General features: G+C 74.9%; 12 protein-coding genes. 7 read left to right on the top strand and 5 right to left on the bottom strand.

From position 1 onward, the window contains the following. Nucleotides 1-125: 125 nt before the first annotated feature. From AB0469_RS38715 to AB0469_RS38705, 3 genes are read right to left on the bottom strand one after another with little or no spacing between them, the layout of a single operon-like run. Nucleotides 126-986, bottom strand: coding sequence for an SDR family NAD(P)-dependent oxidoreductase (locus AB0469_RS38715; protein WP_366456298.1), 861 nt, complete (start codon nt 984-986; stop codon nt 126-128). Further along, entirely contained in the window at nt 983-1,936 is a 954-nt protein-coding gene (locus AB0469_RS38710; protein ID WP_366456297.1) for an aromatase/cyclase, read from the bottom strand. Before AB0469_RS38710 ends, AB0469_RS38715 begins: the two co-directional genes overlap by 4 nt. A 49-nt stretch (nt 1,937-1,985) precedes the next feature. Further along, complete coding sequence (locus AB0469_RS38705; RefSeq protein ID WP_366456296.1) at nt 1,986-2,789, bottom strand: SDR family NAD(P)-dependent oxidoreductase; 804 nt, start codon at nt 2,787-2,789, stop codon at nt 1,986-1,988. 173 nt (nt 2,790-2,962) lie between these two features. Here AB0469_RS38705 and AB0469_RS38700 point away from each other — a divergent pair, with 173 nt between their 5' ends. The 4 genes from AB0469_RS38700 to AB0469_RS38685 are packed head-to-tail and all read left to right on the top strand — an operon-like array spanning nt 2,963 to nt 7,570. Next, entirely contained in the window at nt 2,963-4,135 is a 1,173-nt protein-coding gene (locus AB0469_RS38700) for a DegT/DnrJ/EryC1/StrS family aminotransferase (RefSeq protein WP_366456295.1), read from the top strand. Then, complete coding sequence (locus AB0469_RS38695; protein WP_366456294.1) at nt 4,132-5,403, top strand: beta-ketoacyl-[acyl-carrier-protein] synthase family protein; 1,272 nt, start codon at nt 4,132-4,134, stop codon at nt 5,401-5,403. Before AB0469_RS38700 ends, AB0469_RS38695 begins: the two co-directional genes overlap by 4 nt. Beyond that, entirely contained in the window at nt 5,400-6,659 is a 1,260-nt protein-coding gene (locus AB0469_RS38690; RefSeq protein WP_366456293.1) for a ketosynthase chain-length factor, read from the top strand. The genes AB0469_RS38695 and AB0469_RS38690 overlap by 4 nt, the downstream gene beginning before the upstream one ends. 23 nt (nt 6,660-6,682) lie before the next feature. Beyond that, complete coding sequence (locus AB0469_RS38685; RefSeq protein ID WP_366456299.1) at nt 6,683-7,570, top strand: MBL fold metallo-hydrolase; 888 nt, start codon at nt 6,683-6,685, stop codon at nt 7,568-7,570. Between the two features lie 43 nt (nt 7,571-7,613). Here AB0469_RS38685 and argG read toward each other — a convergent pair whose 3' ends face one another. Further along, a complete protein-coding gene (gene argG, locus AB0469_RS38680; RefSeq protein ID WP_366456292.1) occupies nt 7,614-9,068 on the bottom strand; it encodes an argininosuccinate synthase in 1,455 nt (484 codons plus the stop codon). 92 nt (nt 9,069-9,160) lie between these two features. Then, nucleotides 9,161-10,495 carry a crotonyl-CoA carboxylase/reductase gene (gene ccrA, locus AB0469_RS38675; protein WP_366456291.1) on the bottom strand — a complete coding sequence of 445 codons (1,335 nt, stop codon included), beginning with the start codon at nt 10,493-10,495 and terminating at the stop codon, nt 9,161-9,163. A 213-nt stretch (nt 10,496-10,708) separates the two neighbouring features. Between ccrA and AB0469_RS38670 the strand changes: the two genes are divergently transcribed. The 3 genes from AB0469_RS38670 (at nt 10,709) to AB0469_RS38660 (ending at nt 15,331) form a co-directional block, all read left to right on the top strand. After that, a complete protein-coding gene (locus AB0469_RS38670) occupies nt 10,709-12,361 on the top strand; it encodes a class I adenylate-forming enzyme family protein (protein ID WP_366456290.1) in 1,653 nt (550 codons plus the stop codon). Nucleotides 12,362-12,506: 145 nt separating this feature from the next. Beyond that, nucleotides 12,507-13,460 (top strand): aromatase/cyclase, encoded by a 954-nt coding sequence (locus AB0469_RS38665; protein ID WP_366456289.1) that lies wholly within the window; start codon nt 12,507-12,509, stop codon nt 13,458-13,460. Further along, the gene (locus AB0469_RS38660; protein WP_366456288.1) at nt 13,457-15,331 is read left to right on the top strand and encodes a condensation domain-containing protein; all 1,875 of its coding nucleotides are present in this window, start codon (nt 13,457-13,459) and stop codon (nt 15,329-15,331) included. The genes AB0469_RS38665 and AB0469_RS38660 overlap by 4 nt, the downstream gene beginning before the upstream one ends. The last annotated feature ends 29 nt before the right edge of the window (nt 15,332-15,360 follow it).

Below are 15,360 nucleotides of genomic sequence, written 5' to 3'. Positions count from 1 at the left end.
ACCGCCGCCTACGGCCACTTCGGCCGCGAGCTCCCCGACTTCACCTGGGAGCGCACCGACCGCGTCGACGCCCTGCGCGCCGCCGCCGGCCTGTAGGACCTCGGGAGGCCGCCGGGCCCCGGCCCTCAGGCCGTCGGGAAGTCCGTCGGGAAGTCCGTCGTCGGGGCCAGGGGGGCCCACTCCTCCCAGGCGGCCAGCCGCTCGCGCAGCACCGCCGGTGCCCGGTCGGCCGCGCCGGCGCCCAGCAGCACCCGCAGCGGGGGCTCCTCGGCCTCCAGCAGCTTCAGCAGCGCCACACCGGCCCGGCGCGGATCGCCGGGCTGGAGGTGGGCGAAGGCCCCCGACAGGCCGTGCCGGCGCTTGGCCAGCACGGAGTCGTAGGCGGTCTTGGGCGCGGCCCGCACCAGGGAGCTCGCGCTCCAGTCGGTCCGGAACTCGCCGGCCTCGATCAGGGTGACCTTGATCCCGAAGCCGGCGACCTCCTGGGCCAGGGTCTCTCCCATGGCCTCCAGGGCCCATTTGCTCGCGCAGTACATGCCCAGGTTCGGGTACGTCGTGACGCCCGCGATGCTGGACATCTGCAGGAGGTGCCCCGCGCCCTGGCGGCGCATCAGCGGCAGCACGGCCTGCGTGGTCCACAGCGCTCCGAGGAAGTTCACCTCGAACTGGTCGCGGACCTGCCGCTCGGTGACCTCCTCCACCGCGCCGGCCAGCCCGTACCCCGCGTTGTTCAGCAGGACGTCGATCCGCCCGGCCCGCTCCCCGGCCTCGGCCACGGTGGCGAACACCGCCGCGCGGTCGGTGACGTCCAGGGTCATGGGGACCACCCGCGCGCCGAAGCGCTCGACGAGGCCGTCGAGCGCCTCGACGCGCCGGGCCGTGGCGACCACGGTCTCCCCGGCCTCGAGGACGACCTCGGCGACGGCCCGCCCCAGGCCCCGGGAGGCGCCGGTGACGAACCAGACCCGAGGCGTCCCCCGGGTCATCGACCGGCCCGCTGCTCGGCGAAGGCCTTGGCGTGGTTGAGGGTGGCGGTGCTGTTGGTGCTCAGCGCGGTGCGCACGTACTGCTTGGCGTCCTCGACGGTCGCCTCGGGGCCCAGGATCCGGGCGATGTTCTCCGTGTTGATCGTCACCGTGTGCTGGGAGGAGGCGGCGAGGCCGCCCTCGCCGTCCTCGGCGAACGTCCAGTAGCCGGTGTGCAGGCTCATCAGCGCCGGCAGGGTCGTCTGCTTGTAGGCGATCCGCTCGTCGGGGAACGTCACCCGGTAGGACTTGGTGGTGTGGACGGAGCCGTCCTTGGCCCGGGTGTCCATCTCCAGCTCCTGGAGGCCCGGGGTGTCCTCGGTCAGCCGGACGACGGCCACGTGCGGCAGCCGCTCGGGCCACAGGTGCGCCTCGTTGACGAAGGCGTAGACGTCCTTCGCGGAGCCCTCGATCCGGACGGTGTCCTCGAAGGAGAACGTCAGGTCCTCGGCGGCGTGGGCCTGCTCGACGTTGGTCTTCAGCGCGGCAAGCTCCGAGCGCGAGTTGCGGTCGACGGCCCGGTCGATCCACTCCAGGCTCGCCGGGTCGTCGTCCACGGCCCGGTAGTCGTGCAGCAGGCGCACCCGGGACTCGCCCCCGGAGAGCGGCTCGATGATCCAGGTGCCGCCCATCGCGGCGACCGGGGGCGCCGGGACCTCCTGGCGGAAGGTGATCGTCAGCTTCTCCGGGTCCAGGGTGCGGCGCGAGGTCCAGTTCTTGGGCTCGCCGTTGGCGGTGGCCCAGATCCGGATGCGCTCCTCGTTGCCGCCCTGCGGGACGTGGTCCACGTAGATGGTCGGGGGGAAGATCCGCGGCCAGTTCCGGACCTCGGCGATCAACCGGTACACGGCGGCGGCCGGGGCCGAGACCGTGATCTCGTGCTCCACTTCACGCGGGCCGGGCTGCGGCATGGTCTTGCTCCTCGGATTCGGGGGTCGTACGTGATCGGGCGGGGCGGGCTCAGAAGTTGCCGAGGCCGCCGCAGACGTTGAGGGCCTGCGAGGTGATGGAGGCCGCGGTGTCGGAGGCCAGGTATCCCACGAGCCCGGCGACCTCCTGCGGGGTCGAGTAGCGGCCGAGGGGGATCTTCGCCTGGAACTTCTCCAGCACGGCCTCCTCGGTGGTGCCGTACGCGGCGGCGTAGCCCTGGCGGACCCGCTCGGCCATCGGCGTCTCGACGTAGCCGGGGCAGACGGCGTTGACGGTGATGCCCGTGGGGGCCAGCTCGTTGCCCAGCGCCTTGGTGAAGCCCACCACGCCGTGCTTGGACGCCGAGTAGGGGGCGCCCAGGACCACGCCCTGCTTGCCCGCGGTCGAGGCGATGTTGATGATGCGGCCGCGGCTCTTGGCGCGCATGCCGCCGGTGTTCAGGACCTCGCGGGTGACGCGGAAGACGCTGGTGAGGTTCGTCTCGATGACGTCGTACCAGAGCTCGTCGGCGATGTCGGCGGTGACGCCGCCGCCGGAGCGGCCGGCGTTGTTGACCACCACGTCGATGGTGCCGAACCGCTCCACGGCCGCCTCGACCCAGGCCTTGACGCCGTCGCCGCTGCGCACGTCCACGCTCGCGCCGGCGACCTCCAGACCCTCGGCGGTGAGCTCCTTGACGGTACGGGCCACGTGGTCGGCGTCGCGGGCGCCGATGAACACCCGGTGCCCCTGCGCGGCCAGGGTGCGGGCCGCTTCCAGGCCGATACCGCTGGTCGCTCCGGTGACGACGGCGACGCGCTTGGTCTGGTCCTGATCCTGGGCCTGGTCGGGCATGAGAACTCCTCGGTGAATCGACGGGTGGCGCACGCGGAGGATCCGTCACCGCGATGGAGCGGTGCTCGAAGGGCTCTCGCACCCCCTCCCGCGGCCGGGGGGACCACCGGTCCTCCATCGGACGTCGAGCGGCGGTCGACAAGATCGGGGAGACACCCACGTGAGAGGCGACCATGATCAACTTGTTTCAGCCCCAGGTCGGGGACGAGGAACTCGACGCGGTCGCCGGGGTGTTCCACGACCGCAGGCTCGGCAGCGGCCGGCGCACCGCGGCCTTCGAGACGGCCTTCGCCGAGCACCTGGGCATCGAACCCGGCCACGTCGTGTTCACCAGTTCCGGCACCACCGCCCTGCACCTGGCCGTCGAGACCCTCGACCTCCAGGAGGGCGACGAGGTCGTCCTGCCCTCGCTGGGCCTGCCCGCCACCGCCGAGGCCGTCGCCGGACGCGGCGGCCGTCCCGTCTTCTGCGACGTGGACCGCCGCACCCTCAACCCGTCCCTGGAGGACGTCGAGGCCGCCCTCACCGACCGCACCCGCGCCGTCCTCTTCCTCCACTACGGCGGCCGCACGGGCGACATCGTCCGCATCGCGGAGCGCTGCCGGGAGCTGGGCCTCGCCCTGATCGAGGACGGGGCCTGCTCCGTCGCCTCCCGCGCCGACGGCCGGCCCGCCGGCACCTTCGGCGACCTCGCCGTGTGGAGCTTCGACCCGGGCCGGGTCCTGGTCACCGGCGACGGCGGCATGGTCTACGCGAAGGACCCCGAACGGGCCGCCCGCACCCGCCTGCTCGCCCGGCGCGGCCTGGTCCGCGCCAGCGGCTTCGGCCACGCCACCCTGCCCGGCGAACCGGACCTGCCCGAGTACGGCCGCGGGATCGCCGGGAACGACCTGACCGCCGCGATCGGCTCCGTGCAGCTGCGGCGGCTCCCCGAGATGGTGGAGCGGCGCCGCGAGATCGCCGCCCGCTACGACCGGGAGCTCTCGGGGACCCGGGGGCTGCTGACACCGCCGCCGCTGCCCGAGGGGCACGAGTCCACGGACTGCCTGTACTGGGTGCAGCTGGACCCCGCCATCAAGGACGGGGTCGTCGCCGACCTGCTGGCCGAGGAGATCTACACGACCTCCCACCACGCGCCCCTGCACCGGTTCCGGGCCGACGGGGAGCCGCCCGCGGCCCCGCTGCCCTCCTGCGACTGGGCGGTGGACCGCACCGTGCGCCTGCCCCTGCACCCCGGGCTCAGCGACGCGGACGTGGCCACCGTCATCGACGCGCTGCGCAGGTCGGTGGGGTCGCGGATCGCCGACCGTACCGACGAAGGACTCACCGTGAAGGACACCCCATGAACCGACGCGTCGTCATCACCGGGATCGGCGTGGTCGCACCCGGGGGAGTGGGCACCAAGGCGTACTGGGCCCGGCTCACCTCCGGACGGACCGCGACCCGTGCCATCAGCCTCTTCGACGCCACCGGCTTCCGCTCGCGGATCGCCGCCGAGGCCGACTTCGACCCGCTCGCCCACGGGTTCGCCCCCGAGGAGGCCGCCCGCCTCGACCGGGCCGCCCAGTTCGCGCTCGTCAGCGCCGACGAGGCCGTCCGCGACAGCGGGCTCGACACCGCCGCCCTGGACCCGGCGCGCACCGGCGTCACCCTGGGCAGCGCCGTCGGCTGCACCACCGGCCTGGACACCGAGTACAACGCGGTGAGCGGGGGCGGCTCCACCTGGCAGGTCGACCACACCCTCGCCGTGCCGCACCTGTTCGACTACTTCGTGCCCAGCTCGATGGCGGCCGAGGTGGCCTGGCGCGTCGGCGCCCAGGGGCCCGTCTCCATGGTCTCCACCGGCTGCACCTCCGGCCTCGACTCCATCGGCCACGCCGTGGAGCTCATCCGCGAGGGCAGCGCCGACGTGATGGTCACCGGTGCCACCGAGGCCCCGATCTCCCCGATCACCGTGGCCTGCTTCGACGCCATCAAGGCCACCTCGCCCAGCAACGACCACCCGGAGACCGCCTCCCGGCCCTTCGACGCCACCCGCAACGGGTTCGTCCTCGGCGAGGGCTCCGCGATCCTCGTCCTGGAGGAGCTGGAGAGCGCCCGCCGCCGCGGCGCCCACGTCTACGCGGAGATCGCCGGGTTCGCCAGCCGGGGCAACGCCTACCACATGACCGGCCTGAAGGCCGAGGGCCGCGAGATGGCCGAGGCCATCACCGTCGCCCTCGACGAGGCCCGCCTGCCCGCCACCGCCGTCGACTACGTCAACGCCCACGGCTCCGGCACCAAGCAGAACGACCGGCACGAGACCGCCGCCTTCAAGCGCAGCCTCGGACAGCACGCCTACGAGACCCCGGTCAGCTCCATCAAGTCGATGATCGGGCACTCGCTCGGCGCCATCGGCTCCCTGGAGGTGGCCGCCAGCGCCCTGGCCATCGAGCACAACACGGTCCCGCCGACCGCGAACCTGCACCACCCCGACCCCGGCTGCGACCTGGACTACATCCCGCTGACCGCCCGCGAGCACCGCACGGACACCGTCCTCAGCGTCGGCAGCGGCTTCGGCGGCTTCCAGAGCGCCATGATCCTGACCCGCCCGCGCCTGGGAGCCGCAGCATGAGCACGCAGACCGCAGACGCCCCCGTCATGTCTTCGGCGGCCGCCTCCGCCGCCCCGGTGATCACCGGGATCGGCGTGGCCGCCCCGAACGGCCTGGGCACCGAGGCGTGGTGGGGCGCGATCCTGCGCGGCGAGAGCGGCATCCGCCCGCTCACCCGGTTCGACGCCGCCCAGTACCCGGCGAAGCTGGCCGGCGAGGTCCGGGGCTTCGACGCCGCCGAGCACCTGCCCGGCCGGCTGCTGCCGCAGACCGACCAGGTCACCCGGCTCGCCCTCACCGCCGCCGACGAGGCCCTCGCCGACGCCGGGGTGGACCCGGCGGAACTGCCCGACTACGCGGCCGGCGTGATCACCGCCAGCTCCGCGGGCGGCTACGAGTTCGGGCAGCGCGAGCTCCAGGCCCTGTGGAGCAAGGGCGGCCAGTACGTCAGCGCGTACCAGTCCTTCGCCTGGTTCTACGCGGTCAACAGCGGCCAGATCTCCATCAAGAACGGGATGCGCGGCCCCAACAGCGTCCTCGTCAGCGAGCAGGCCGGCGGACTCGACGCGGTGGCCCAGGCCCGCCGCCAGCTCCGCAAGGGCATCCAGCTGGTCGTCACCGGCGGCATGGACTCCTCCCTCTGCCCCTGGGGCTGGGCCGCCCACCTGGCCTCCGGCGAGCTCAGCACCTCCGAGGACCCCGAGCGCGCCTACCTCCCCTTCGCCGAGGAGGCCGGCGGCCACGTCGTCGGCGAGGGCGGGGCGCTGCTCGTCCTGGAGGACGCGGCCGCCGCCCGCGAGCGCGGCGCCCGCCCCTACGGGGAGGTCGCCGGGTACGCCGCCACCTTCGACCCGCCGCCCGGCTCGGGCGGCGCGCCCCGGCTGCGCGACGCCGCCGCACTGGCCCTGCGCGAGGCCGGGCTGGCCCCCGCCGACGTGGACGTGGTCTTCGCCGACGCGGCCGGGCGGCGCGGGGCCGACCGCGCCGAGGCCGAGGCCCTCGCCGAGCTCTTCGGGGAGTACGGGGTCCCGGTCACCGCGCCCAAGACCATGACGGGCCGGCTCGCCGCGGGCGGCGCCTCCCTCGACCTGGCCGCGGCCCTGCTCTCGCTGCGCGACGGGGTGATCCCGCCGACCGTCCACGCCGGCCCGCCCGCCGCCGACTGCCCCGTCGACCTGGTGACCCGGGTGCGCCGGCCCGACCGGCTGCGCACGGCGCTGGTCCTGGCGCGGGGCCGGGGCGGCTTCAACGCGGCCATGGTGGTCCGGGGACGGTGAGCGGCAGCGGCGGTGCGCCCCGGATGCAGGAGGTGGCCGAGCACGTCTGGGCCTACCTCCAGCCCGACGGCGGCTGGTGCCTGAACAACGCGGGGCTCATCGGCGCGGGCGAGCGGCCCGTGCTGGTCGACACGGCCGCCACCGAGGCCCGTACGCGGGCGCTGAAGGAGGCGGTCGCACGGACCGTCCCGCACGCGCCGCGCTTCGTGGTGAACACCCATGCGCACGGCGACCACACGTTCGGCAACCGGTTCTTCGCCGACCGGGCGCTGGTCGTCGCGCACGAGGCGGCGCGCGCCGAGATGGCGCTCGCCGGACTGCACCTGACGGGCCTGTGGCCGGACGTCCCCTGGGGCGAGGTCCGGGTGGAGCTGCCCGGGCTGACCTTCCGCGACCGGCTCACCCTGGACGCGGGGGACTTCCCGGTGGAACTGGTCCACCCGGGCACCGCGCACACCTCCGGCGACACGGTGGTGTGGCTGCCGCGGCAGCGGGTGCTGTTCACCGGGGACGTCGTGATGTCCGGGGCCACGCCGTTCTGCCTGACCGGCTCGGTCTCCGGCACGCTCGCCGTCGTCGAGGGGCTGCGCGCCCTCGGCCCGCGGACCGTCGTCCCCGGCCACGGGCCCGTCGGCGGCCCCGAGCTGCTCGACGAAACGGCCGGCTACCTGCGCCGGGTGCAGCGGCTGGCCGCGGAGGGCCTCGCGGCGGGGCTGACCCCGCTGGAGACCGCGCGGGAGGCCGGCCCCGGCCCGTACGCGGGGCTGCTCGACGCCGAGCGGCTGGTGCCCAACCTGCACCGCGCCTTCGCCGAGGCGGCGGGTGCGGCGCCGGGGCACCCCCTCGACGTCGAGCGGATGTTCCGCGAGATGGTCGAGTTCCACGGCGGACTGCCCGCCTGCGCCGCCTGAGGGCGGTGCGGACGGGCAGCCGGGGCCGTACGGAGGGGTGCCGCTAGTCGGTGCCGGACTCCATCGCGGCGCGGTCCAGCAGCGCCTCGTCGGCGGAGACCTCGCCGCGCGAGGCGATGGCCTCGGCGCCGCCCTCGGGCATCTCCGGCATGGTGCCGATCAGCCCGGTCGCGGCCGCCTGCGCGGCGCCGACGGCGGGGCTGCCGCTGCCGATCAGGCCGAGCACCGCGTACTGCTCCAGCTTGGCGCGGGAGTCGGCGATGTCGAGGTTGCGCATGGTCAGCTGGCCGATGCGGTCCACCGGGCCGAAGGCCGAGTCCTCGGTGCGCTCCATGGAGAGCTTGTCCGGGTGGTAGCTGAACGCCGGCCCCCGGGTGTCGAGGATCGAGTAGTCCTCGCCGCGCCGCAGCCGCAGGGTGACCTCGCCGGTGACGGCCGCGCCGACCCAGCGCTGGAGGGACTCGCGGACCATCAGGGCCTGCGGGTCCAGCCAGCGGCCCTCGTACATCAGCCGGCCGAGGCGGCGGCCCTCGTTGTGGTACTGGGCGAGGGTGTCCTCGTTGTGGATGGCGTTGACCAGGCGCTCGTAGGCGGCGTGCAGCAGGGCCATGCCCGGCGCCTCGTAGATGCCGCGGCTCTTCGCCTCGATGATCCGGTTCTCGATCTGGTCGGACATGCCCATGCCGTGCCGGCCGCCGATGGCGTTGGCCTCCATGACCAGGTCGACGGCGGAGGCGAACTGCTTGCCGTTGATCGTGACCGGGCGGCCCTGCTCGAAGCCGATGGTCACGTCCTCGGTGGCGATCTCGACCGAGGGGTCCCAGAAGCGGACGCCCATGATCGGCTCGACGGTCTCCAGGCCCGTGTCCAGGTGCTCCAGGGTCTTGGCCTCGTGCGTGGCGCCCCAGATGTTGGCGTCGGTGGAGTACGCCTTCTCCGTGCTGTCCCGGTAGGGGAGGCCGTGGGCCTGCAGCCACTCCGACATCTCCTTGCGGCCGCCGAGCTCGGTCACGAAGGCCGCGTCCAGCCAGGGCTTGTAGATCCGCAGGTGCGGGTTGGCGAGCAGGCCGTAGCGGTAGAACCGCTCGATGTCGTTGCCTTTGAAGGTCGACCCGTCGCCCCAGATCTGGACGTCGTCCTCCAGCATCGCCCGGACCAGCAGGGTGCCGGTGACGGCGCGGCCGAGCGGGGTGGTGTTGAAGTAGGCGCGGCCGCCGGAGCGGATGTGGAACGCGCCGCAGGTCAGTGCGGCCAGGCCCTCCTCGACCAGCGCCGCGCGGCAGTCGACCAGGCGCGCGATCTCGGCGCCGTAGGCCTGGGCGCGCCCGGGCACCGAGGCGATGTCGGGCTCGTCGTACTGGCCGATGTCGGCGGTGTAGGTGCACGGGACGGCGCCCTTGTCGCGCATCCACGCGACCGCGACGGAGGTGTCGAGTCCGCCGGAGAAGGCGATGCCGACGCGCTCGCCGACGGGAAGGGAGGTGAGGACCTTAGACATGGGATGAGTATGCAGAATGATGCATGATCATGCAAACCGGGGTTCCGTTTCGGCGCGTGCCACGCCCCCGGGCATTAACGGCGTTAACGCCGTCAGCGCCGGAAGCGGTTGATCGCCCCCAGGTGCTCGGCGCGCATCTCGTGGTCGCGGACGCCCAGGCCCTCCTCCGGGGCCAGCGCGAGGACGCCGACCTTGCCGTGGTGCAGGTTGCGGTGGACGTCGTACGCCGCCTGGCCCGTCTGCTCCAGCGGATAGACCTTCGAGAGGGTGGGATGGATCTTCCCCTTGACGACCAGGCGGTTCGCCTCCCAGGCCTCGCGGTAGTTCGCGAAGTGCGAGCCGATGATCCGCTTCAGGGACATCCACAGGTAGCGGTTGTCGTACTCGTGCCGGAAGCCCGAGGTGGAGGCGCAGGTGACGATCGTGCCGCCCTTGCGGGCGACGTAGACGCTGGCGCCGAAGGTCTCGCGGCCCGGGTGCTCGAAGACGATGTCCACGTCCTCGCCGCCGGTCAGCTCCCGGATGCGCCGCCCGAAGCGCTTCCACTCACGCGGGTCCTGGTTCTCCCCGTCCTTCCAGAACCGGTAGTCCTCGGCGCTGCGGTCGATGACCGCCTCGGCGCCCATCGCACGGCAGATGTCGGCCTTCTCCGGAGAGGAGACGACGCAGACCGGGTGGGCGCCGCCCGCCAGCGCCAGCTGCGTCGCGTACGAGCCGAGGCCGCCGCTCGCGCCCCAGATCAGGACGTTGTCGCCCTGCTTCATGCCGGCGCCGTTGCGGGAGACCAGCTGGCGGTAGGCGGTCGAGTTGACCAGGCCCGGGGAGGCCGCCTCCTCCCAGGTCAGGTGCTCGGGCTTGGGCATCAGCTGGTTGGACTTGACGAGGGCGAGCTCCGCCAGACCGCCGAAGTTGGTCTCGAAGCCCCAGATCCGCTGCTCCGGGTCGAGCATCGTGTCCCCGTGCCCGTCCGCGGACTCCAGCTCCACCGACAGGCAGTGCGCGACCACCCGGTCGCCCGCCCTCCAGCGGTTCACGCCGGGCCCGGTGCGCAGCACCACGCCCGCCAGGTCCGAGCCCAGCACGTGGTACGGGAGGTCGTGGCGGCGGGTGAGCTCCGAGAGGCGGCCGTAGCGCTCCAGGAAGCCGAAGGTCGGCAGCGGCTCGAAGATCGAGCTCCAGACGGTGTTGTAGTTGATCGCGCTCGCCATCACCGCGACCAGCGCCTCGCCCGGTCCCGGCTCCGGCGTCGGCACCTCCTGGAGGTGCAGGGACTTGCGCGGGTCCTTCTGCGCCGAGGGGATCCCCGCGAACATGTCCGTCTCGTCCCGGCGCACCACGCTGCCCCGGTACGACTCCGGCAGCGGCAGCGCCGCGAAGTCGGCCGGCCGGGCGTCCTCGGAGAGCAGGGCCTTGACGATCTCGTCCACGTGGGTTCCCTTGCGACGGTACGGATGCGGCGGGGCCGGGGCGTGCGGGCGGGCCACCGACGCGCGTGCAGGCAGGCTCCGCCCCGGCGGTCGAAGGCCACCGGAGGAACGGTCGAGAGCGGCGGGATCGAGTTCCCTTCGAAGCGGCCTCAACCGGATGTGCGGACCGTGATGCGTCGGGATCAGGGATCAGCCCGCTCAGGAGGACGCGCCGTGCCGATCTACAGCCTCAGCCCCAGCCGCCCGCAACCGCTGCGCCGCAGGGAACTCCCGCTCGACGGACTGCTGCGCCGGGCCGCGGAACGCGACCCCGCCGCCTGCGCGGTCCGCACCCCCCACGGAACGCGGACGTTCGCCGAGCTCGACGCCCGTGCCGACCGCTACGCCGCCTACCTGGAGCACGCCCTCGGCCGGCGCGGGGCCCGCGTCGGGGTCGCCAACACCCTCGACGAGGAGTTCGTCGCCGCCTACTACGGCACCGTCCGCAGCGGCAACACCGTCGTCCTCCTCAACCCCCTGGTCCGGGCGGCGGGACTGCGCCGCATGTGCGAGGTGGCCGGGGTGGAGATCGCCTTCGTGCCCACCGCCGCCGCCGAGCTGCTCGTCAAGACCGCCGACCGGCTGCCGCTGCTGCGCGCGATCGTCGTCACCGACGCCCCCGACGGGATCGTGCCCGCCGACGCCCTGCCCCTGGCCGTGGCCCTGGACGGAGCCCCGCGCACCGGCCCCCGCCCGGACGCCCCCGCGGACCCCGACACCGTGGTGTGCGTACAGTTCACCACCGGCACGACCGGCCGGCCCAAGGGCGTCCTGCTGACCCACCGCAACCTGCTCGCCAACGCCGCCCAGACGGCTGCCGCGCACCGGCTCGACTCCGGCTCGGTCACCCTCAACCACCTGCCGCTCTACCAGCCGATGCACCTCAACTCGGCCGTCCTCGCCGGCGCCTGCCAGGTCCTGTGCCCCGCCCCGCGCCCGGCCGCCGCCCTCGCCCTGGCCGCCCGCACCGGCGCCACCCACCTCTACAGCCTGCCCGCCCGGCTCCACCAGCTCGCCGCCGACCTGCGCCACGCCGAGCTCCCCGGCGCCGTGGACCTCCCCGGCTTCCCCCTGCCCTCCCCGCCCGACCTCGACCGGCTCACCGCCGTCCTCTCCGGCGGCAGCGCCCTCGCCCCGGCGGACGCCCGGCTGCTGACCGAGCGGCTCGGCGTCCCCGTCCTCCAGGGCTACGGCCTGGTCGAGTTCGCCCCGCTCACCCACTCCCAGCGCCCCGGCGAGGACACCGGCGGCTCCGGTTCCGTGGGCGCCCCCGTCCCCGGCACCGCCTGCCGCGTCGTCCACCCCTCAACCGGTGCCCCGCTCGGCCCCGGCGAGACCGGCGAGGTGCAGCTGCGGGGGCCGCAGCTGATGGCCGGCTACCTCGGCGAGAGCGGGCCGCACACCGACGAGGACGGCTGGTTCGCCACCCAGGACGTCGGCCGCATCGGCCCGGACGGGGAGCTCCACCTCGTCGACCGGCTCGACGACGTCTTCTCGTACGACGGCGAACTCGTCTCGCCCACCGCCGTCGAATCCGTCCTCGCCGCCGACCCCCGGGTCGCCGACTGCGTCGTCGTCGGCTGGCCCGACCCGGTCCACGGAGCCGTCGTCTGGCTCGGGCTCGTCCTGCACCACCCGACCGCGCCCGGCCTGCTCGACGTCCTCGACTCGATCGTGGAGACGGCCAACGAACAGCTCGGCCCGCACGAGCAGATCCGCCGCGTCGAGGTCCTCGGCGCCGTGCCGCGCACCCCGGCCGGGAAGCCCGAACGGCGCGCCCTGCGCCGCGCACTGCGCCACCGGGCGCAGGCCGAAGCCTCGCTCTGAGGCCCGCCGGTCCCCGGACGGCCCCGCGAGAGCCCGTGGACGGCCCGTACAGCCGGGGTCCAGGGCACTTCGAGCGGAGCTCCGCCGGCCCGCGCGAAGTTGGTGGGCAGAGGCAGAGAGGTGTGAGCCGATGTCAGGTGAGCGTGTGCAGCACACGTCGTACTCGGTGGACGTGGCCGCCCCCGCGGGCGTGGTCTACGCGCTGCTCGCGGACACGACCCAGTGGCCGCTGTTCGTCCCGCCCAGCATCCACGTGGAGCGGCTGGACTTCGACGGCACCCACGACCGCTTCGGGATGTGGGCCACCGCCGGCGGGACCGTCACGTCCTGGGTGTCCCGGCGCTCCCTGGACCCCGTGCGGCGGACCATCGACTTCCACCAGGAGGTCCCGGCGCCCCCGGCCACCGCCATGAGCGGGCGCTGGGAGGTCGCCGAACTGGGCGGCGGACGCTCGCGCCTGACCCTGCACCACCGGTTCGCGGTGGCCGACGGCGACCGGGCCGGAGCCCGGTGGCTCGCCGAGGCCACCGACGGCAACAGCCACGCCGAACTGGAGCAGCTGAAGCGGACCGCCGAGCAGTGGTCCGCCCTGGACGGCCTCCTGCTGTCCTTCGAGGACTCGGTGCGCGTCCAGGGACCGCCCGAGCTCGTCTACGACTTCCTGTACCGGGCCGAGGACTGGCCCCTGCACCTGCCCGAGATCACCCGCGCACAGGTGTCCGAACACCGCACGGGCGTCCAGCTGCTGGACCTGGCCACCCGCGCCGCCGACGGCACCGCCGACACCGGCGAGTCCGTACGCGTCTGCCTGCCCCACGCCGGCCGGATCGTCTACAAGCGCACCCGCACCCCCCGGCTGCTCGCCGCGCACACCGGCGAATGGTCGGTGGACCCCGACGAGACCGGCGTCACCGCCGTCGCCAGCCACCGCGTCCTGCTGCGCCCCGAGGACATCGAGCCGGTCCTCGGCCCGGGCGCCGACCTCGCCCAGGCCCGCGACCACGTACGCCGCAGCCTGGGCGGCACCTGCACCCGCATCCTGCACCTCGCCCGCCGGCACGCCGAGACCGCCGTCCCGACCCTGAGCGCGAGGCGGTGACCGGCCGCCCCGGCGACGGCCCCCGCCCGGCCCCGGCGGCGCGGGCCCTCGCCGCACCCCGGCCGCGGGTCCACCCCGCCGCCCCGCTCCAGGTCGACGTCCTCCTCGACGGACTCACCCACCCGGGCCGGGGCCTGCACACCGGGCAGCTGCACTGGCGCCTGCACGGGCCCTTCGACGCCGAGCGGTTCACCCGCGCCTGGCAGACCGTCACCGACCAGGAGGCGGTCCTGCGCACCGCGCTCGCCCCGGCCCCGCCCGGACCCGGCCTGCCCGGCTTCGCCGTCCACCCGGCCGCCGGCCCGCTGATCGTCCGCCACCGCGCGGGCGGCGCCACGTGGGAGGCCCTGCTCGCCGCCGAGCGGATGCGCGAGTTCGATCTGACCCGGCCCGACCCGCTGCGGATCGCCCTCCTGGAGGAGTCCGACGGCTCGACCCGGGTCCTGCTCACCTACCACCGGGCCTTCCTCGACCCGGCGGGCGCGGACCACCTCGTCCGCTCCTTCCACCGCGTCCACGCCGCCCCTGGCCGCCCCCGGGGCGGCGAACGCCGGCCCGACCTGCGCGACCACCTCCAGTGGATCGGCTCCCGGGACCCGGCCCCCGCCCGCGCCTACTGGGCGGACGCCGCCCCGCCCGCGGGCTCCGCCACCCTCCCGGCCGGCGACCGCGGCCGCCCCACGCACCAGCGCGGGCACGGCCGGACCCGGCAGCGGCTCACCCCGGCGGAAGCGGCCCGGCTGCGCGCCTGGGCCGCCGCCCGGGGCGCCGCCGAGAGCACCGCCCTCCAGGCCGTGTGGACGCTGCTCCTGTACCGCGCGCACGGCGGGCCCGGCCCGCTGCCGGTGGCCTTCGCCGCCGCCGTGTCCGGCCGGGGCATCCCCCTCGACGGGGCCGACCGGCTGCCCGGCCCGCTCCTGGGCGCGCTCCCCGTGGCCGTGGAGGTCCGCCCCGGAGCCACCCTGTCCGCGCTGCTCGCGGACCTCACCGGCCGGGCCGTCGACCTCGCCGCGTACGAGTGGGTCTCGGCCGGGCAGGTGCACCGCTGGTCGGGCCGCGACCCGTACGAGCCGCTCACCGCATCCGTGCTGACGTTCCTCCCGCCGCAGGAACCCCGGGCGCCCGCGGACCCGGCGGTGCCGTTCCCACAGGCGGCGGGAGCCGACCGCGAGTCGGCCGGCGCGTCCGACGCCGGCGCGTCCGACGCCGGCGCGTCCGACGCCGGCGCGTCCGACGCCGGTCCGGTGGAGGCCTGGGAGGCATACACCGGGACGCCGCTGGCGCTCACCGCCCGGCACGACGCGGACGGCGGGCTGCTGCTGACGCTCGTCCACGACCGGACCCGGATCGCCGACGGCGACGCCCACGAGATCCTCTGGCAGACCACCCGCCTGCTGCACCACCTCCCGGCCGAGGCCGGCCCCGGCACCACCGTCGCCGAGGCGCTGCGGGCGCTCGACGGGATCCCCGTGCCCCTGGCCGCCCCGCGCCCCGACCCCGCGCCCCGCACCCTGCGCCCGGCCGCCGCCCCCGACAGCGGGCTGGTCTGCCTGCTGCGCCCGCCCGGCGCGCCCGAGGACTGCTACGACGGCCTCGCGCGGCGCGGGCGCGGAAGGCGGGCCCTGCTGTCCGTGGCTCCGGGCGCCACGGCCGCCCTGACCGCGCTGGCCCCCGCCCTGGCCGCCGGGGTGCCCGTCGTGCTCGGCGGGTACCCGGAGGTGGAGGGCCTCGCGCACGAGGTCGCCCGGCGGGTCGCCGCCCACGGCTGGAGCCGGCCACCGGTCGCGGTCGCCGCCACCGGCCGCGACCTCGCCGGGGCCCTGACCGCCGCCGGGCGCAAGAGGATCAAGCCGTATTCGAGCGGTTCCTGACCGAGTTCCGAGCGCGGGCATGGACGGTG

This window comes from Streptomyces sp. NPDC093801, from assembly GCF_040701585.1.
Classification (GTDB): domain Bacteria; phylum Actinomycetota; class Actinomycetes; order Streptomycetales; family Streptomycetaceae; genus Streptomyces.
The sequence above is the reverse complement of the archived record's forward strand: the minus strand, read 5'-3'. Positions and strand labels throughout refer to the sequence as shown.

What these genes read in the sequence shown, in the direction of transcription:
- AB0469_RS38715 (WP_366456298.1), bottom strand. Translation starts at nt 986, where the DNA reads ATGACCCGGGGGACGCCTCGGGTCTGGTTCGTCACCGGCGCCTCCCGG.
- AB0469_RS38710 (WP_366456297.1), bottom strand. Translation starts at nt 1,936, where the DNA reads ATGCCGCAGCCCGGCCCGCGTGAAGTGGAGCACGAGATCACGGTCTCG.
- AB0469_RS38705 (WP_366456296.1), bottom strand. Translation starts at nt 2,789, where the DNA reads ATGCCCGACCAGGCCCAGGATCAGGACCAGACCAAGCGCGTCGCCGTC.
- AB0469_RS38700 (WP_366456295.1), top strand. Translation starts at nt 2,963, where the DNA reads ATGATCAACTTGTTTCAGCCCCAGGTCGGGGACGAGGAACTCGACGCG.
- AB0469_RS38695 (WP_366456294.1), top strand. Translation starts at nt 4,132, where the DNA reads ATGAACCGACGCGTCGTCATCACCGGGATCGGCGTGGTCGCACCCGGG.
- AB0469_RS38690 (WP_366456293.1), top strand. Translation starts at nt 5,400, where the DNA reads ATGAGCACGCAGACCGCAGACGCCCCCGTCATGTCTTCGGCGGCCGCC.
- AB0469_RS38685 (WP_366456299.1), top strand. Translation starts at nt 6,683, where the DNA reads ATGCAGGAGGTGGCCGAGCACGTCTGGGCCTACCTCCAGCCCGACGGC.
- argG (WP_366456292.1), bottom strand. Translation starts at nt 9,068, where the DNA reads ATGTCTAAGGTCCTCACCTCCCTTCCCGTCGGCGAGCGCGTCGGCATC.